This is a genomic window from Pseudomonas sp. TWR2-1-1, assembly GCF_049897045.1.
Taxonomy (GTDB): domain Bacteria; phylum Pseudomonadota; class Gammaproteobacteria; order Pseudomonadales; family Pseudomonadaceae; genus Aquipseudomonas; species Aquipseudomonas versuta.
On sequence record NZ_JAFCVM010000001.1, the window covers coordinates 41,245 to 57,834 of the forward strand.

Below are 16,590 nucleotides of genomic sequence, written 5' to 3' on the forward strand. Positions count from 1 at the left end.
ATGTCCAGGAGGACCCCCGGGTTTGTTCAATTTCAAAACAGCGATTGTACTTCTCATCCTGTTGCTTTCAGGCAATGGCTTGCTCCAGGCGGCACCCACACTGGCCTCGGTCATCAAGGCAGAGGAGTCGGATGGAAAACCACCGGTGCTGGTCAATGGTGGCCTGCTCGGTGCCTTGGGTGCGGGTATGGATGAGGTTCAGAGTCGGCTCGGTCTGAGCATGCAACTGCTCGATACCTGGCGTTTGCGCTCCGAAGAAGCTGTTGATGAAGTCGGTGAATTGATAGAGCAGTCATCAGCACATCCCTCGTGGAACGGCGTGGGCGACTTCTTCCTGTTGTCAGCCATCTGGTTAGGGGCTTTTTTCGGGTTGATGCTGTCGGGAGGTTTGCTGGCGCGATACCTTAACGAGACCCGTCTGGTCAGAACCCGGCCGCGTATACAAGCACTTGTCGGTTATATGGTGCAGTACCTGTTACCCGCAGTGCTGACGCTGTTGCTGACCTTGTATGCCAGTCGTTTTCTGCAAGACACCGTTGGCCGCTCACTGGGGATGAGCCTGACGTATGCGGGCAGTGCCGGGGTGTTCTGTGTAGCGCTGGTGCTGGCACTCAGCTCGATGTTTGAAGTAGGGCACAAGCGGATTGCCGTTCAGATCATTCGTAAGTATTCCCGGCGGCCACTGTTCCTGATCGGCTTTTTTGCCGCGCTCAGCGACGGAATGGACAGCTCGCAAATTGCTCTGCAAATTGGCGAAAATATTGCGAGCTGTCTGTCGGTTTTTACCGGGCTCGTGGCGTGCACCATTTTCGCCTTTCTCTCCATTCGGTTACGCCGGCCTGTGGCGCACCTGATTCGGGATCGTGCGCTGGCGCAGCGTATTGGACAGCCTGCATTGCAGGAGTCGTTGCGTATCTTCTCGGCGCTCTGGTACTGGCCGATTCTGCTGATGCTGGTAGTCACAGCGCTCAACTTGCTGGGGATCGGCGAGGGCAGTGAGCGCGCTTTGCGCGGTGCGCTGCTGACGTCAGCGTTGATCATCGGCTCCGTCTTTTTAAGTACGATTTTGCATCATTCATTTCGTACCCGTACCCGGCGCACCAGTATTTATCGAGAGCGTTTTTTGAATGTGGTTTACGCATTGCTGCGTATTGCTCTGGCTGTCACTGTGATCGAGCTGCTGTCACAAATCTGGGGTTTTTCCCTGCTGGCGTTTGCTTCAGACAGCAATACCGGCAAAGTCATCAGCGATTCGCTGGGGCGCATCCTGTTGATCCTGCTGGTGACATGGCTCGCGTGGGTGGTGCTCGATACGGCCATCCAGCAAGCGCTGGAACCTTCTGTTACCAGGCATGGCACCCGCGAGCCGAGCACTCGAATCAAAACCATCCTGCCGCTGATGCGCAATGCAATAAAAGTCGTTCTGGTGGTGGTCTGCACCATCACTACCATGGCCAACCTGGGTGTCAACGTCGCCCCATTCCTTGCCGGCGCCGGCGTCATCGGTCTGGCAATCGGCTTTGGTTCTCAACAGCTGGTACAAGACGTCATTACGGGCCTGTTCATCATTATTGAGGACACGATCTCGGTCGGCGATTGGGTGGTTATCGACTCCAGCCATGCAGGTACCGTTGAAGGCTTGACCATTCGCACCTTGCGCCTGCGAGACTCGCGCGGCTTTGTGCACTCGGTTCCCTTTGGCCAGATCAAGGCGGTAATCAACCATTCCCGGCAGTTTGCGTACGCATTTTTCTCGGTCCAGTTCACCTACGACACGGATACCGATAAAGCCACTGATTTGATCCGTGAAGCCGGTCGCCAGATCAGCGACGATTCTTTGCTCAGTCTCAGTCTGCAAGGCTCACTGACCGTTTTCGGGGTCGACAGCATGAATCTGGATGGGGTGACGATTACCGCGCAGTTCAGAACTATGTCCGGGGCACAGAGCTCTATCAGTCGTGCCTTTAATGACCGGCTCAAAAAGCTTGTGGATAAGTGTGACGATGTCCACTTTGCGCAACATTATCCACAGGGGTTCCTGATGCCCGTGCGTGATATCAGTGAACCGGCGCCGGCTGCAGAGCAGCAGCCCTCCAGGTTACTCCTCACCGACCTACCAGCGCAGTCGCAGTGAAGCGATGGACTCGCCGGGCTGCAGTTTGTCAGTGACGGCGGGTCCATAAACCCGCAAAATACGGGGGTCTTGATCATGGCCAACCGCTTTCACCGTTGGTTTTCTGGTATACATCACCGTTCTGAATAGACTGAGCCTGCACACTCTATGCGAATGCGCCTTATGTTATTGGGCGGCGGAAATGCTCTTGGGCAGGCGCTGATTCGTCAGGGTGCCGAGGAAGACATTAATTTCCTTGCCCCGCGTCCGCCGCAAGACGGTTGGGACGCTGCGAGCCTGACGCAACTGCTGGATGACACCCGCCCCGATGCGGTCATCAACCTTGCGTACTACTTCGACTGGTTTCAGGCGCAGGCAGTAAGCGAGTCCCGTCTTGCTGGCCAGGAGCGCTCTGTCGAGCGTCTGGCCGAACTGTGCCAGCACCACAACATCATTTTGCTGCAACCTTCCAGCTATCGGGTTTTCGACGGCTCGCGGGCGACGGCCTACAGCGAGAAGGACGAACCTGTCCCGCTCGGGTTGCGCGGTCAGGCTCTGTGGCGGATCGAACAGAGTGTGCGGGCTATTTGCCCGCAGCACGTGCTGCTGCGTTTCGGCTGGTTACTTGATGACAGTGCCGAGGGCACCCTCGGGCGGTTCCTGGCCCAGGCCGAAAAGCCGGGGGAGTTGCTGATGGCCGATGATCGACGGGGCAACCCGACACCGGTAGATGACGCCGCACGGGTGATTATCTCTGTGCTCAAGCAACTGGATTGCGCCGCGCCGCTTTGGGGTACCTATCACTACGGCGGGCATGAAGCGACCACGCCGCTGGCGCTGGGGCAGGCGATCCTGAGCGAAGCGCGCAGCCTGCGCCCGCTGGCGATCGAAGCTCCTACACCGCAGGCACATGCGGCATGCCCGGACGCGGCTGAAGAGCCCCAGCATGCAGTGCTGGCCTGCAAAAAAATTCTTCACACCTTCGGGATCAAGCCTCGCGCCTGGCGTGCGGCACTCCCGACATTACTGGACGGACTTTATCGTCATGGCTGATTCACTCGTATTAGTGACCGGCGGCGCCGGATTTATCGGTTCCAACCTGGTAGACGCCTTGTTGGCTAAAGGCTACGCCGTACGCATTCTCGACGACATGTCCACCGGCAAGCGCAGCAACCTGCCCATGGACAATCCCAAGGTCGAGCTGATCGAAGGTGACGTGGCGGATGCTGCGCTGGTTACCAGGGTCATGGCCGGTTGCAGCGCTGTGGTTCACCTGGCTGCAGTGGCCTCGGTACAAGCCTCGGTAGACGACCCGGCACGTACCCACCAAAGCAACTTTGTCGGCACCCTCAACGTGTGTGAAGGCATGCGCGAAGCCGGTATCAAACGAGTTGTTTTTGCTTCCAGTGCCGCGGTCTATGGCAATAACGGTGAAGGCGAGTCGATCGTTGAAGACACCCCCAAGGCACCGTTAACCCCTTATGCGTCCGACAAGTTGTCCAGTGAGTACTATCTGGATTTCTACCGCCGCCAGCACGGGTTTGAACCGGCTATTTTCCGATTTTTCAATGTCTTTGGCCCGCGTCAGGATCCGTCATCGCCGTACTCCGGCGTTATCAGCATCTTTAGCGAGCGTGCGGTAAAGGGCCTGCCAATCACCATTTTTGGCGATGGCGAGCAAACCCGGGACTTCATCTACGTTGGCGACCTGGTACAGATCCTGGTTCAGGCTGTCGAAGCCCGACAGGTTGAAGAGGGGGCGGTCAATGTTGGCCTGAACAAATCCACGACTCTCAAGCAAATGCTCGAGGCGTTGAGCGAAGTGGTTGGCCAGCTGCCACCGATCAGCTACGCCCCGGCCCGCTCTGGTGATATCCGCCATTCGCGTGCCGACAACACTCGGCTGTTGCAACGTTTCACGCTGGGTGAAACCACGCCAATGAGTGTCGGTCTGGCGCGTTTGCTCGGGCGCTAAAAACCGTCGGCCACAAAAAAGGCGCCTTCAAAGGCGCCTTTTTTATGCTGGATGCGGCTTAGAACTTGTAACCCACACCAACCATGTAAACGAACGGGTCCACGTCTACGTTGACCTTGGCGCGGGTGCCAGGTGCAACTGCGTTGTTTTCCACTGTGGCGCGGGTATCGATATCGATATAGCGGGCCTGGGCGTTGATCAGGATGTTATCGGTCAGCATGTAGTCAGCACCGATCTGAAATGCCATGCCCCACGAGTTTTTTGCCTTGAAGTTGTCAAAGCCTGCTGCGCTGGCGCTGCTGCCGACGTGCTCGTCATAGATCCAGGTGTAGTTGATACCGGCACCGACGTAAGGCTGGAACACCGACTTGGAGTCCAGCGGGTAGTAAACAACGCTAAGGGTCGGTGGCAAGTGTTTGAGGCTGCCCAACTTGCCGTTGGCCGCAGACAAGGCGGTGCCTTTAAGTTTCACGTCATGCTCAAACGGCGTGGCTGCCAGCAGTTCAATACCGACATGGTCAGTGATCATGTACGCAAAGTTCAGACCCAATTGCGTGTCGCTGCTCATGGTCGCCTTGCCACCCAGATTCGCGCCAGCCAGCGGGCCTTGATCAACCTTGACGCTGGAACTGTCGGCTTTCGGGTTTACCGTAATAGCACCGGCACGCAGGATAATGTCGCCTTCAGTGTGTGCGTGGGCAAGCGGGGCGACGACGGCGAGCGCAAGGGCGGCAGCGCTGAGCAAAGACTTGTGCATGGGAGCTCCATTGGGATATTTAAAATTTATATAACCAATGGTAAAGAGCGCCTGGCCTCACTCAGTTGACCCAGCTCAATGAACGGTGAGTTTGTGAAAAATTCGTGAATTAACCCCCGATCTCCCTGTAGGAGCGAGCTTGCCTCGCGATCTTTTAAAGACAAAAGATCGCGAGGCAAGCTCGCTCCTACAGATGGGTGGGGTCACTCGGGCAGTTCGTATACTACGATCTTTTGCGCATCCATCTGGTAACCCGCATCAGCCAGTTCACTGGTGCTGGATTTGACCTGCATCGCCCCTTCGATCCAGTACGGCTGATACAGCTCGTCGACCTGCACCCCGGCCTTGCTGGTTACATGCACGATCTGGTTCGACGGTGGTGGTGGCACGTGGATACACGCGCCGAAGTAGGGCACCAGTAGAAACTCGGTAGTGCGGCCTTGCTCATTGACCTCTAGCGGCACGATATAACCCGGCAAGCGAATCAACTGGCCGTCCAGCGTCGTCACCACCGGCGCGTTGGGCAAGTCCTGTCTGGCTGCCGGAGCGGCCTCCATGTCGCCCATCTGTGACAGGTCGTGCAGCGGTGCCATGTCCGGCACTTCAGGCGGCGCGTCGGGCGGAATCATCTCCGACCACGTCAACTCTTTCGGCTCTGCTGCCCACAAAGGAGTGGTGAGCAGCACAAGCAATGCCAGCAGCACGCGTGGCAACACGGACATTTTCATAACCCCGGTTTCATAAACGAATGGACAGACCATCGGCCAGCGATTGTCGGTAGGCGCGCCATGCCGGCACGCAGCCCATCAGCAGGGCAGCGGCAAGGATACCGCCAAGCAACGTCCATTCATATTCACTGGGCCAGGCCAGTGGCAAATACAGCCCGTAATTGGATTGCACATACCCCTGGGCCACGGCGATGCACAGGTACAGCAACCCGACGCCCGCCACCACGCCGGCCAATGCCAATGCCAGCGCCTCGAATATCAGCAAGGTTGCGATATGCCATGGCCGGGCACCCACCGAGCGCAGAATCGCCATCTCGCGCCGACGTTCATTGAGACTGGTCAAAATCGCAGTGAGCATGCCGATCAAGCCGGTCAGCACTACAAACAGCGACACCACGAACAATGCTTTTTCAGCGGTGCTCATCAAGCTCCAGAGTTCTTGCAGAGCCACCCCGGGCAAAATTGCCATCATCGGTTCACCGCGGAAATCATTGATTTCACGCTGCAAGGCAAAGGTCGAGATTTTGCTGTTCAGACCCAGCATAAAGGCGGTGATGGCCTGCGGGGTGAGGTCCATATTGCGGGCCTGATCGGCACTGATCCGCCCGGCACCACGGGCAGGCACGCCGTTATGCCAGTCGATGTGAATCGCTTCCATGCCGCCCAGGCTGATATGCAGCGTACGGTCGACCGGGGTGCCGGTGCGTTTGAGAATGCCGACCACGGTGAACGGTTTGTCATCATGTTTCACCAGGCTGACGGCCGCCACGCCATGGGCCAGTACCAGCTTGTCGCCCAGCTTGTAATGCAGTGCATCGGCGACTTCGGCACCCAGTACCACCTCAAAAGGGTCGGTGGCGAAGGCACGGCCGCTGGCCAGTTGGAGGTTTTGCCGATGACCGTACTGATAGTGCTCGAAATACGCCTCGCTGGTGCCCATCACCCGATAACCGCGATGTGAGTCGCCCAGTGACATGGGAATCGCCCATTTCACTTTCGGATTGTTGGCAAAGTGCTCAAAGCTGTCCCAGCGAATATTGTTGGTGGCATTCCCGATGCGAAACACCGAGTACAACAGCAAATTGACCGAGCCGGAGCGTGCGCCCACGATCAGGTCAGTGCCACTGATGGTGCTGGCAAAGCTGGCGCGGGCTTCGGTGCGCACCCGCTCGACCGCCAGCAACAGGCACACCGACAGGGCGATGGCGAAGGCGGTCAGGATCGCGGTGAAGCGACGGTTAGCCAGGCTGGCCAGGGCTAGTCGAAACAGATACATCTCAGACCTCTGCCGACGTGGCGGCACGATTGAGTTCGGACAACGACAGATTACGGTCGAACAGGGGGGCCAGACTTTGATCGTGGCTCACAAACAGCAGGCTGGCGCCCGCCTCGCGGCATTCAGCAAACAGCAACTGGATAAATGCTTCGCGCGCGTCGGCATCGAGGGCCGAGGTAGGCTCATCGGCGATCACCAGCTCGGGCTGGCCGATCAGGGCGCGGGCAGCGGCGACCCGTTGCTGCTGGCCAATCGACAGGGAGTCGGCACGTCGCTCCAGCAATGCCGGGTCTTTGAGACCCAGGTGCGCGAGCAAGGTTTGCGCGGCGTTATCCACACTGCCGTGGCGTTGCACGGCGCGGCTGGCGCGAAGCCTGGAGAAGTGACAAGGCAGTTCAACGTTCTCGCGTACCGATAAAAACGGCAGCAAATTGAATTGCTGAAAGATATAACCGGTGTGATCGACCCGAAAGCGATCGCGAGCACCCGAGCCGAGATCGCTCAGTTCCTGTCCGAGCAGGCGGATCGTGCCGCTATCGGCTTTTTGCACGCCGCCGAGCAAGCCCAGCAAGGTGGTTTTGCCGCTGCCGCTGGGCCCCTTGAGGAACAGGGTTTCACCCGGCTCCAGGCGGAACGCCGGGATATCCAGCAACACGGGCTGCCCCGGCCAACTGAAACTCAGGTCATTGAGTTCGATAAGTGCTTGGGTCATGGGGAAGAGAAATCGCCTGTATAAGGTGCGGATAACGGACTGCTGTCTGTAGGAGCGAGCTCTTCATCGCGACATGGAAGAACTCGCGAGCAAGCTCGCTCCTACATTTTGGGTCCGGTCAGAACTTGACGGTGGGGGCTTGAGGTGTGGCTTCGACACCTTGCTGACCACTGGAGCCGATCAGTTGTACCTTGATTTTATGGGTGCCCGGGAAAGTCTTGAAGAACTTGCTCAGATCCAGCGTCTTCAGCGCCTCGGGTTTGCTGCAGGTGAAGGCATAGTGGGCTTCGATATCGCTGTGATGGTGCTCGCCTTTTGCCACACCGCCAGCCTCTTCAGGGGCGGCTTCAAACAGCGGGCTCTGCAGGTCCTGGGCTTCAACACTGCAATCGGCAGCTTTGGGCAGGCTGAACAATACCAGCGGGTTGCCCAGTTGGGCTTGAGCGGCCGCGACTTTGGCCTTGTCAGCATCGGTAGTGGCGATGTGTTCAAACCCGACCAGGTTCATTGCCGGGCCATCGAGGTCCAGCTCCAGCGTCTGGCCGTCGAGCGCCACATCCAGGCTGCCCACACCATGCTCGTGGGCTCCAAGGCTGGCGTGTTCATGGTCGTGATCATCATCGGCATGCGCCACGGCCAGCGGCAACAAGGCAAACGGCAAAGCAAGAAGCAAACGGCGCATAGCGTGACTCCGGCAAGGGTAGATATATTTTGTTATGTGATCTTATAACAATGGTTGCGAGAGTTTGCCCGTGTGCTTGGCGTTACGCAAGACGCATGGGAGCATGGTTTCATGAAATTTGAGGAGTAGAACGATGGTGCGCATTCGCGGAACAATCGGCGACTGGCCGGTGGACTTGACGGTGGAGCTGGATGACAGCGACTGGGCCGCGCTGGGGGCGCAGTTGCAGGTCAGTGACACGCGGGTCAGCCCACCGCCTGCCAGGCCGGTGAATCAGGATGATGCCGTGTGGGAAACCACTAAAGACTTGCTGCGCAAGGCAGGGCAGATCAGCGGGCCTGAGTTGCTCGACCAGTTGCAAGCGCTGACCGGCAGTACCGGCGCGGGCAAACGCTTGCTGGTCCGCCTGCGCCATTGCAATGAAGTGAAGGTGGTGAGCGGTACGGACTCACCGATTTACAGCTGGATCGAATAGCGAAGATGACGCAAAACCCGTAGGAGCGTGCTTGCTCGCGAGCCTTTAACCCCTCGCGAGCAAGCTCGCTCCTACAGTTCCATCTCTAGTACAGCGCAGCAAACAATTTGCGGCGGTAGGTTGTCACCAGCGGATGATCGTTGCCCAGCAGGTCGAAGACCTGCAGCAAGGTCTTGTGGGTGATGCCTTCGTTGTAGCTGCGGTTACGGGTGAACAGCTTCAGCAGTCCGTCCAGAGCCCCTTCATATTGCTGGCGCGCCAATTGTTGAATCGCCAACTGGTAAGCCGCTTCGTCGTCTTGCGGGTTTTGCGCCACGCGGGTTTTCAAATCCGCCACATCCGGCAAATCCGCAGCCTGACGCAGGAACGTCAATTGCGCCTTGGCCCCGGCCAGTTCGGCTTTGTGCTCGTCACTTTTAACGGCGTCCAGCACAGCTTGTGCTTCGGTGAGTTCACCGCGTTCGGCGAGGCAGCGGCCATACAGAATCAGTGCGCCGGCATTTGTGTTGTCTTCGGTCAGGATGCTTTTGAGCAGGGCTTCGGCATCAGCAAAACGACTTTCGGCAAACAGCGCCCGGGCTTGCACCATCGGGTCTTCGGCCGCAGGCTCGGGCATCACCACATGAGGCGCGAGCATCGCGCGGATGGCTGATTCGGGTTGCGCTTCCTGGAAGCCATCCACCACTTTGCCGTCTTTAAACAGCACCACTGTGGGCAGGGTCTGAATGCCGATACGGCCCACGATGTCCTGTTCGACTTCGCAATTGACCTTGGCCAGCAGCAACTCGCCCTGATAGTCCTCGGCAATTTGCTCCAGGATCGGCAGCATCACCTTGCACGGGGCACACCATTCGGCCCAGAAATCCACCAGAACGGGCTGCTCGAACGAGGCCTGGACAACCAGTCTGTCGAAGTCGGCAGAGGTCACGTCGAAACTGTAAGAAGGCGTAGGCTGATTCATTATGTGTCTCGAAACAGGTAAATGAGGGCAACTATAAAGGCTGTACGGGCAGGCTGAAAGGCGCAGGCCCACGTTGTGCGTGATACAGGCTTACATGACGAAACTCGTGGGGCTCGGCCAGATCCGGCAGGGTCAATGCCTTGAGACTGTCCAGCTGGCGGTACAGCGGATGCTTGAAGTCGCGCACCCGGGAATCGGCGACCAGTGTCTGTTGGCCACGGGTTAAAAACTGATCCAGCAGTGGCAGGTTTTCACGGTCGTAAAGCACGTCCGCCACCAGGACCAGGTCGAAGCGGTCAGCCTCGGCGAAAAAGTCGCTGGAGTAATGCAACTGCACATCGTTGAGTTAGGCATTCGCCCTGCAGGCAGCCAGCGCCAGCGGGTCAAGATCGCACGCCAGCACTTCGAGGGCACCGGCCCTGGCCGCCGCGATCGCCGCCACCCCGGAACCCGCGCCAAAATCCAGCACGCGCTTGCCTTGCACCCAGTGCGGCTGCTCGGCCAGATAACGTGCCAGAGCCAGGCCGCTGGCCCAGCAAAACGCCCAGTACGGTGGCTCGTAAAGGATGCGCCGGGTCTCGTCGGCCGTGAACGAACGGTCCATGTTTTGCGGATCAATCAGCCAGAGCTTGAGTGCTGTGTCAGGCAAGTCCGTAACGACCAGGCGAGCGTCGCCCAACAATTCACTCAATGACTGTTGAAGATCCAGCGGCGTGTTCATGGCGCCTGGACAAAGGCCAGCGTACCCATGGCCTGAGTCGCGGGCTGGCTGATTATTTTTGAGGGCAGATGCAGGATCAGCTGCCCGGACTGGCTGGCGCGCCCGCGCAGTTCAACCCGCGCGCCGGCGGGGAATGCTTCGGGGTTAAAACGCAGCTTGAACGGCAGCGGCTGGCTATTGCCGATGATCTTGCTGCTGGCCATCAGGCCTTGCGGGCGACCGCGCTCGTCAATGATCAGCATCGCCAGCTCAACCTCGGCCCCTGCAGGTACGCCGGTCAATACACCGCTGAGCTCACGCTGGTAGGCCGGCAGTGGCCCGAGGTCTTTCGGAGCATCAGTTTTAGGCTGCGCCAGTACCTGAGTCTGCACCGGTTTTGGCGGTTCACTGCTACAGGCGACCAGGCAACCGGCCAGGCACAGTAAAACAAGCGTTCGTAGCGACATGGAAGGCTCCAGCGGCAGGTCTGTCGATGTATCAGATGGTGTGAAACATAGTAGGCGGACTGTATACCGTAAAGCCTATGGCTTGTCTTGCCAGTGGGATGCGCTACCATGGCACTCCCCATTTTTTGTTGCCGCCACCATGCACTGTCCCTTCTGCGGTGCCAACGACACTAAAGTCATCGACTCGCGTCTGGTCGCCGAGGGCGATCAGGTGCGCCGCCGGCGTGAATGCCTGGCCTGTGGTGAGCGTTTCACCACCTTTGAAACAGCCGAGTTGGTGTTACCGCGCCTTATCAAGCAAGACGGCAGCCGTCAGCCTTTCGACGAAGAAAAACTGCGCGCCGGCATGCAGCGGGCGCTGGAAAAGCGCCCGGTCAGTGTCGAGCGACTGGAAGCTGCGCTGGCGCATATCAAGAGTAAGCTGCGCGCCACCGGCGAACGCGAAGTCAAATCGCTGGTTGTCGGTGAGCTGGTCATGGGCGAGCTGCAAAAGCTCGATGAAGTGGCCTATATCCGTTTTGCCTCTGTCTATCGACGCTTCCAGGACCTCAACGAGTTCCGCGAAGAGATCGACCGACTCGCCCGTGAGCCTTCCAAAGAATGACTGTAACTACAGAGCAATCCATTTTAGATGCCCATTACATGGCGCGTGCCATCGAGCTGGCGCGTAACGGCCTGTACACGACCCATCCCAACCCGCGTGTCGGTTGCGTGATCGTGCGTGACGGACAGATTGTCGGCGAAGGCTGGCATGTGCGTACGGGCGAACCCCATGCCGAAGTTCACGCCTTGCGTGCGGCGGGCGAGCTGGCCCGTGGCGCTACTGCATACGTCACGCTGGAACCGTGCAGCCACCATGGTCACACCCCGCCCTGTGCCGACGGCTTGCTCCATGCGGGCGTGGCGCGCGTCGTTGCTGGCATGCAGGACCCCAATCCCGAAGTTGCCGGGCGCGGTCTCAAGCGTCTGGCGGATGCCGGGGTCGAGGTGTGCAGCGGCGTGCTGGAGAACGAAGCCCGGGCGCTGAACCCCGGCTTCCTCAAGCGAATGGAGCACGGTCTGCCGTTTGTGCGGGTCAAGCTGGCGATGAGTCTTGATGGCCGCACGGCAATGGCCAATGGCGAAAGCCAATGGATCACCGGCCCTGCGGCGCGCTCAGCGGTGCAGCGGCTGCGGGCCCAGGCCAGCGTTGTGTTGACCGGGGCCGACACGGTCCTGGCCGACGGCGCCCGTCTCACCGTGCGTGGTCCCGAGCTGGGTTTGAGCCCCGAGCTGACCGCGCTGGCATTGAGCCGCCCACCGTTGCGGGTGCTGATTGACGGGCGTTTGCGGGTGCCGCTGGATGCGCCGTTTTTCAAGGCAGGCCCGGCGCTGGTTGCCACCTGTGTACCTCCCGCCGAGCAATACCGCACGGGGCCCGAGTGCCTGGTGATTCACGGTGCCAACGGCCAGGTCGATTTACGCAAGCTGCTGGTGGCGCTGGCCGCCCGCGGGGTCAACGAAGTACTGGTTGAGGCCGGGCCGCGTCTGGCCGGGGCGTTTGCCGAGCAAGGTCTGGTCGATGAGTACCAGATTTTTATCGCTGCCAAGTTCCTCGGGTCTACCGCGCGGCCCTTGCTTGAACTGCCATTGACCCACATGAGCGAAGCGCCTTTGCTCAAAATCATTGAAATGCGCGCGGTGGGCGAAGACTGGCGAGTCACAGCCATACCTGTGCCATCAGCGAGCGTATAATTCTCAGCCTCCGTTTTACGCAGGTTCTGTTCTCAAGGGGAACGCCATGTTTACCGGCATCATTGAATCCATCGGCAGCATCCGCGCACTGACCCCCAAAGGCGGCGATGTGCGGGTTTATGTAGACACCGGCAAGCTCGACCTGAGCGACGTCAAACTCGGCGACAGCATTGCGATCAATGGCGTGTGCCTGACCGCTGTGGAACTGCCGGGCAACGGTTTTATGGCTGACGTCAGCCGAGAGACCCTCGACTGCACCGCGTTCAATGACTTGAAAAGCGGTAGCCGGGTCAACCTGGAAAAGGCCCTGACCCCGACTACGCGTCTGGGTGGCCATCTGGTGAGCGGTCACGTTGATGGTGTCGGTGAAGTGATCTCGCGGGAAGAGAACGCCCGCGCTATCGAGTTCCGCATCCGCGCTCCCAAAGAACTGGCCAAGTACATCGCCCACAAAGGCTCGATCACTGTCGACGGCACCAGCCTGACCGTGAACTCGGTCAATGGCGCCGAATTCTCGCTGACCATCATTCCCCATACCCTGAGCGAAACCATCATGGACGACTACCGTCCAGGTCGCCGGGTGAACCTCGAAGTGGACCTGCTGGCGCGCTACCTTGAGCGTCTGCTGCTGGGCGATAAAGCCGCCGAGCCAACTTCGGGCGGCATCAGCGAAAGTTTTCTGGCCGCCAACGGCTACCTCAAATCCTGAATTAAGGGGGTGCCGCGTGGCGCTCAACAGCATCGAAGAACTGGTTGAAGACATCCGCCAAGGCAAGATGGTCATCCTGATGGATGACGAAGACCGCGAGAACGAAGGCGACCTGATCATGGCCGCCGAGTGCTGCAAGGCCGAGCACATCAACTTCATGGCGCGCTTTGCCCGTGGCCTGATCTGCATGCCGATGAGCCGCGAGCGCTGCGAACTGCTCAAGCTGCCATTGATGGCGCCGCGCAACGGTTCCGGCTTCGGCACCAAGTTCACGGTCTCGATCGAAGCCGCCACCGGTGTGACCACCGGCATCTCGGCAGCTGACCGCGCCCGTACCGTGCAGGCGGCAGCGGCCAAGGATGCCAGGGCGGAAGACATCGTCAGCCCGGGGCACATCTTCCCGTTGATGGCGCAAGCGGGCGGTACCCTGGCCCGCGCCGGCCACACCGAAGCAGCCTGCGACCTGGCGCGCATGGCCGGGTTCGAGCCGAGCGGCGTGATCTGTGAAGTAATGAACGACGACGGCACCATGGCCCGCCGCCCGGAGCTTGAAACCTTCGCCGCCGAACACGGCATCAAGATCGGCACAATTGCCGACCTGATTCACTACCGCATGATCCACGAACGTACCGTTCAGCGGATTGCCGAACAGCCACTGGACAGCGAACTGGGCCAATTCAACCTGGTGACCTATCGTGATTCAGTCGAAGGCGATGTGCACATGGCACTGACCCTGGGCAAGATTTGCGCCGAAGAACCGACGCTGGTGCGTGTGCATAACATGGACCCGCTGCGTGACTTGCTGATGGTCCGCCAGCCCGGCCGCTGGAGCCTGCGCGCCGCCATGACTGCGGTGGCAGAGGCTGGCAGCGGGGTGGTGCTGTTGCTGGGTCACCCGCTCGACGGTGATGTATTGCTGGCCCATATTCGCGAAACCGCTGACCAGGTGCCGGCGAAAAAACCGACCACTTACAGCATCGTGGGTGCCGGTTCGCAGATCCTGCGTGACCTGGGCGTGCGCAAAATGCGCTTGATGAGTTCACCAATGAAGTTCAATGCCATATCCGGTTTCGATCTGGAAGTTGTAGAATACGTGCCCTCCGAATAAAGACCGGTCGTGTCCTGTCCGAATTCGTGGCCCAATATCCTTAAAGAACGCACGCGAGTGCGTTCTGGCTCTTTAATACGAGACATACCGAATGACCCTGAAGACCATCGAAGGTACCTTCATCGCCCCCAAAGGTCGCTACGCTCTGGTAGTTGGCCGCTTCAACAGCTTCGTCGTCGAAAGCCTGGTGAGTGGTGCCGTTGATGCCCTGGTTCGCCACGGTGTGAACGAAAGCGACATCACCATCGTCCGTGCTCCTGGCGCGTTCGAAATCCCGCTGGTTGCGCAAAAGGTTGCCCAGCGCAACGAATTCGCCGCCATCATCGCTCTGGGCGCCGTGATTCGTGGCGGTACCCCGCACTTCGAATACGTTGCCGGCGAGTGCACCAAGGGCTTGTCCCAAGTGTCCATGCAGTTCGGCGTACCGGTTGCATTCGGTGTGTTGACGGTCGATTCGATCGAGCAGGCCATTGAGCGTTCCGGCACTAAAGCCGGTAACAAAGGCGCTGAAGCTGCCTTGTCCGCCCTTGAAATGGTCAGCCTGTTGGCACAGTTGGAGGCCAAGTGATTTCCGACGAAAGCGATCGTTTCAACCCGCGCGACCCGAAACCTGCGGACGCTGGCAAGCCATCCAAGAGCGCCAAGCGCCGTGAGGCGCGTCAACTCGCGACTCAGGCGCTGTATCAGCGGCACATGGCCAAGCAATCGTTGAACGAAATCGAAGCGCAGTTCCGCGTCGATAACGACTTCTCCGACGTTGATGCCGCTTACTTCCGGGAAATCCTGCACGGTGTTCCGGCGAACCTGGTTGAAATCGATGCTGTTCTGGCGCCTTGCCTGGACATCACCATCGAAGAACTCGACCCGGTTGAGCTCTGCGTTCTGCGCCTGTCCACCTGGGAGCTGATGAAGCGTGTCGACGTGCCTTACCGCGTTGTGATCAACGAAGGCATCGAGCTGGCGAAAGTGTTTGGTTCTACCGACGGCCACAAGTTCGTCAACGGTGTACTCGACAAACTGGCGCCGCGCCTGCGTGAAGCTGAAGTCAAGGCTTACAAGCGCTAACCAGCGCTGTCGGCCATGGGCGAGTTCGAGCTGATCCGTAACTTCTTCGCTGCCGCGCCTTGTGCGCAGGGCGGCGAGGGTGTTGCTCTGGGCATCGGCGACGACTGTGCCCTGCTGGATGTTCCTTTCGGGGAACAACTGGCGATTTCCACCGACACCCTGGTAGCCGGGGTGCACTTCGCAGATCCTTGCGACCCTTTCTTGCTCGGTCAGCGTTCGCTGGCAGTGGCGGCCAGCGATTTGGCGGCCATGGGCGCAACTCCCCTCGCTTTTACCCTTGCCCTGACCTTGCCTGCGGTTGAAGCCGACTGGTTGCAAGCGTTCGCCCGTGGTTTGAACCTGATGGCTCAAGGCTGCGGCCTGCGCCTGATCGGTGGTGATACCACCCGCGGTCCGCTGTGCCTGACGCTGACGGTCTTCGGTCGCGTTCCTAGGGGTCAGGCATTGACCCGCAGCGCAGCCCGACCCGGCGACTTGCTGTGCGTTGGTGGCGAGCTGGGCAATGCCGCTGGCGCCTTGCCTCTGGTCCTCGGCCAGTGCAGCGCCACACCCGCCATCGCCGAGCCGTTGCTGGCGCACTACTGGTCGCCGCAACCGCAATTGGCGCTGGGCCAGGCACTGCGCGGCAAGGCCAGTTCGGCGCTGGATATCTCGGATGGCCTGCTGGCCGACTGCGGGCATATTGCCCTGGCGTCGAAAGTCCGCTTGCTGATCGAAAACGACCGCATACCGGTTTCGCTCGCCTTGCAAGAGTTCCTGGGTGACGCCGATGCGCAGCAAGCGGCGTTGAGTGGAGGTGACGACTACGTGCTGGCGTTCACCTTGGCGGCCGTCGAATTGCCGACCCTGCTGGCAGATGGCTGGCCGATTCATGTGATTGGCCGAGTGGTTGAAGGGCAGGGTGTTGGCTTGCTGGACGTCGATGGCCGGGACATCACCCCGACCACTCGCGGCTATCAGCACTTCCGCAGTGAATAACAACCTGGCCAGATAACTTGTAGGAGCTGGCTTGCCAGCGATGCACCCAGTTGCCTGAATCGCTGGCAAGCCAGCGCCTGGAAGAGCTATCAAACTTTTAGATCTTTATCTCCGATAATTCAGCCTAAGCGTCTATAGGAACGTCCTGTT

The 16,590-nt window shown here is 59.4% G+C and carries 18 protein-coding genes and 1 pseudogene; 11 read left to right on the plus strand and 8 right to left on the minus strand.

Annotated elements, in window-relative coordinates; genetic code table 11:
- Positions 1–22 precede the first annotated feature (22 nt).
- The 3 genes from ACP7BO_RS00270 (at position 23) to ACP7BO_RS00280 (ending at position 4,088) form a co-directional block, all read left to right on the plus strand.
- Positions 23–2,134: a mechanosensitive ion channel family protein gene (locus tag ACP7BO_RS00270; protein WP_426208014.1), complete on the plus strand. Its 2,112-nt coding sequence runs from the start codon at positions 23–25 to the stop codon at positions 2,132–2,134.
- A 147-nt stretch (positions 2,135–2,281) separates the two neighbouring features.
- On the plus strand, positions 2,282–3,166 hold the full coding sequence (locus ACP7BO_RS00275) for a sugar nucleotide-binding protein (RefSeq protein WP_426208016.1): 885 nt from the start codon (positions 2,282–2,284) through the stop codon (positions 3,164–3,166).
- Positions 3,159–4,088, plus strand: a complete 930-nt coding sequence (locus ACP7BO_RS00280; RefSeq protein WP_426208018.1) for an NAD-dependent epimerase/dehydratase family protein — start codon at positions 3,159–3,161, stop codon at positions 4,086–4,088. Before ACP7BO_RS00275 ends, ACP7BO_RS00280 begins: the two co-directional genes overlap by 8 nt.
- 58 nt (positions 4,089–4,146) lie before the next feature.
- On the opposite strand, the gene ACP7BO_RS00285 is transcribed toward ACP7BO_RS00280, so the two are convergent.
- The 5 genes from ACP7BO_RS00285 to ACP7BO_RS00305 form a co-directional block, all read right to left on the minus strand.
- Positions 4,147–4,845 (minus strand): OmpW/AlkL family protein, encoded by a 699-nt coding sequence (locus ACP7BO_RS00285; RefSeq protein ID WP_060696765.1) that lies wholly within the window; start codon positions 4,843–4,845, stop codon positions 4,147–4,149.
- Positions 4,846–5,048: 203 nt separating this feature from the next.
- On the minus strand, positions 5,049–5,573 hold the full coding sequence (locus tag ACP7BO_RS00290; protein WP_073510661.1) for a DUF3299 domain-containing protein: 525 nt from the start codon (positions 5,571–5,573) through the stop codon (positions 5,049–5,051).
- Positions 5,574–5,583: 10 nt separating this feature from the next.
- Positions 5,584–6,849 carry an ABC transporter permease gene (locus tag ACP7BO_RS00295; RefSeq protein WP_060696766.1) on the minus strand — a complete coding sequence of 422 codons (1,266 nt, stop codon included), beginning with the start codon at positions 6,847–6,849 and terminating at the stop codon, positions 5,584–5,586.
- 1 nt (position 6,850) lies between these two features.
- Positions 6,851–7,561 (minus strand): ABC transporter ATP-binding protein, encoded by a 711-nt coding sequence (locus ACP7BO_RS00300; RefSeq protein ID WP_426208021.1) that lies wholly within the window; start codon positions 7,559–7,561, stop codon positions 6,851–6,853.
- 118 nt (positions 7,562–7,679) lie between these two features.
- Positions 7,680–8,243, minus strand: a complete 564-nt coding sequence (locus tag ACP7BO_RS00305) for a DUF2796 domain-containing protein (protein WP_060696768.1) — start codon at positions 8,241–8,243, stop codon at positions 7,680–7,682.
- 133 nt (positions 8,244–8,376) lie between these two features.
- Between ACP7BO_RS00305 and ACP7BO_RS00310 the strand changes: the two genes are divergently transcribed.
- Positions 8,377–8,718 carry a hypothetical protein gene (locus ACP7BO_RS00310; RefSeq protein ID WP_397455643.1) on the plus strand — a complete coding sequence of 114 codons (342 nt, stop codon included), beginning with the start codon at positions 8,377–8,379 and terminating at the stop codon, positions 8,716–8,718.
- Between the two features lie 85 nt (positions 8,719–8,803).
- On the opposite strand, the gene ACP7BO_RS00315 is transcribed toward ACP7BO_RS00310, so the two are convergent.
- The 3 genes and pseudogenes from ACP7BO_RS00315 to ACP7BO_RS00325 all read right to left on the minus strand — a co-directional run bounded on the left by ACP7BO_RS00315 (position 8,804) and on the right by ACP7BO_RS00325 (position 10,846).
- Positions 8,804–9,679, minus strand: a complete 876-nt coding sequence (locus ACP7BO_RS00315) for a tetratricopeptide repeat protein (RefSeq protein WP_397455644.1) — start codon at positions 9,677–9,679, stop codon at positions 8,804–8,806.
- A 31-nt stretch (positions 9,680–9,710) separates the two neighbouring features.
- A pseudogene (locus tag ACP7BO_RS00320) lies at positions 9,711–10,400 on the minus strand (class I SAM-dependent methyltransferase).
- Positions 10,397–10,846: a YbaY family lipoprotein gene (locus ACP7BO_RS00325; protein ID WP_397455647.1), complete on the minus strand. Its 450-nt coding sequence runs from the start codon at positions 10,844–10,846 to the stop codon at positions 10,397–10,399. The pseudogene ACP7BO_RS00320 and the gene ACP7BO_RS00325 overlap by 4 nt, the downstream one beginning before the upstream one ends.
- Before the next feature lie 139 nt (positions 10,847–10,985).
- Here ACP7BO_RS00325 and nrdR point away from each other — a divergent pair, with 139 nt between their 5' ends.
- The 7 genes from nrdR (at position 10,986) to thiL (ending at position 16,440) form a co-directional block, all read left to right on the plus strand.
- Positions 10,986–11,450, plus strand: coding sequence for a transcriptional regulator NrdR (gene nrdR, locus ACP7BO_RS00330; RefSeq protein WP_003444283.1), 465 nt, complete (start codon positions 10,986–10,988; stop codon positions 11,448–11,450).
- On the plus strand, positions 11,447–12,580 hold the full coding sequence (gene ribD / locus ACP7BO_RS00335) for a bifunctional diaminohydroxyphosphoribosylaminopyrimidine deaminase/5-amino-6-(5-phosphoribosylamino)uracil reductase RibD (protein ID WP_171970558.1): 1,134 nt from the start codon (positions 11,447–11,449) through the stop codon (positions 12,578–12,580). Before nrdR ends, ribD begins: the two co-directional genes overlap by 4 nt.
- A gap of 46 nt (positions 12,581–12,626) precedes the next feature.
- The gene (locus ACP7BO_RS00340; RefSeq protein WP_019409432.1) at positions 12,627–13,289 is read left to right on the plus strand and encodes a riboflavin synthase; all 663 of its coding nucleotides are present in this window, start codon (positions 12,627–12,629) and stop codon (positions 13,287–13,289) included.
- 16 nt (positions 13,290–13,305) lie between these two features.
- Positions 13,306–14,397, plus strand: coding sequence for a bifunctional 3,4-dihydroxy-2-butanone-4-phosphate synthase/GTP cyclohydrolase II (gene ribBA, locus ACP7BO_RS00345; RefSeq protein WP_060696774.1), 1,092 nt, complete (start codon positions 13,306–13,308; stop codon positions 14,395–14,397).
- A 91-nt stretch (positions 14,398–14,488) separates the two neighbouring features.
- Positions 14,489–14,965, plus strand: a complete 477-nt coding sequence (gene ribH / locus ACP7BO_RS00350) for a 6,7-dimethyl-8-ribityllumazine synthase (RefSeq protein WP_016779228.1) — start codon at positions 14,489–14,491, stop codon at positions 14,963–14,965.
- Positions 14,962–15,462, plus strand: a complete 501-nt coding sequence (nusB, locus tag ACP7BO_RS00355) for a transcription antitermination factor NusB (RefSeq protein ID WP_060696775.1) — start codon at positions 14,962–14,964, stop codon at positions 15,460–15,462. The genes ribH and nusB overlap by 4 nt, the downstream gene beginning before the upstream one ends.
- A gap of 15 nt (positions 15,463–15,477) precedes the next feature.
- Positions 15,478–16,440 (plus strand): thiamine-phosphate kinase, encoded by a 963-nt coding sequence (thiL, locus tag ACP7BO_RS00360; protein WP_426208026.1) that lies wholly within the window; start codon positions 15,478–15,480, stop codon positions 16,438–16,440.
- Positions 16,441–16,590 lie beyond the last annotated feature (150 nt).

Bases quoted from the DNA above. Each gene is read 5' to 3' on its own strand.
- thiL (WP_426208026.1), top strand. From the start codon at position 15,478: ATGGGCGAGTTCGAGCTGATCCGTAACTTCTTCGCTGCCGCGCCTTGT.
- ACP7BO_RS00305 (WP_060696768.1), bottom strand. From the start codon at position 8,243: ATGCGCCGTTTGCTTCTTGCTTTGCCGTTTGCCTTGTTGCCGCTGGCC.
- ACP7BO_RS00300 (WP_426208021.1), bottom strand. From the start codon at position 7,561: ATGACCCAAGCACTTATCGAACTCAATGACCTGAGTTTCAGTTGGCCG.
- ribH (WP_016779228.1), top strand. From the start codon at position 14,489: ATGACCCTGAAGACCATCGAAGGTACCTTCATCGCCCCCAAAGGTCGC.
- ribD (WP_171970558.1), top strand. From the start codon at position 11,447: ATGACTGTAACTACAGAGCAATCCATTTTAGATGCCCATTACATGGCG.
- ACP7BO_RS00285 (WP_060696765.1), bottom strand. From the start codon at position 4,845: ATGCACAAGTCTTTGCTCAGCGCTGCCGCCCTTGCGCTCGCCGTCGTC.
- ACP7BO_RS00340 (WP_019409432.1), top strand. From the start codon at position 12,627: ATGTTTACCGGCATCATTGAATCCATCGGCAGCATCCGCGCACTGACC.
- ACP7BO_RS00315 (WP_397455644.1), bottom strand. From the start codon at position 9,679: ATGAATCAGCCTACGCCTTCTTACAGTTTCGACGTGACCTCTGCCGAC.
- ACP7BO_RS00295 (WP_060696766.1), bottom strand. From the start codon at position 6,849: ATGTATCTGTTTCGACTAGCCCTGGCCAGCCTGGCTAACCGTCGCTTC.
- ACP7BO_RS00290 (WP_073510661.1), bottom strand. From the start codon at position 5,573: ATGAAAATGTCCGTGTTGCCACGCGTGCTGCTGGCATTGCTTGTGCTG.
- ACP7BO_RS00310 (WP_397455643.1), top strand. From the start codon at position 8,377: ATGGTGCGCATTCGCGGAACAATCGGCGACTGGCCGGTGGACTTGACG.
- ACP7BO_RS00325 (WP_397455647.1), bottom strand. From the start codon at position 10,846: ATGTCGCTACGAACGCTTGTTTTACTGTGCCTGGCCGGTTGCCTGGTC.
- nrdR (WP_003444283.1), top strand. From the start codon at position 10,986: ATGCACTGTCCCTTCTGCGGTGCCAACGACACTAAAGTCATCGACTCG.
- ACP7BO_RS00275 (WP_426208016.1), top strand. From the start codon at position 2,282: ATGCGAATGCGCCTTATGTTATTGGGCGGCGGAAATGCTCTTGGGCAG.
- ACP7BO_RS00280 (WP_426208018.1), top strand. From the start codon at position 3,159: ATGGCTGATTCACTCGTATTAGTGACCGGCGGCGCCGGATTTATCGGT.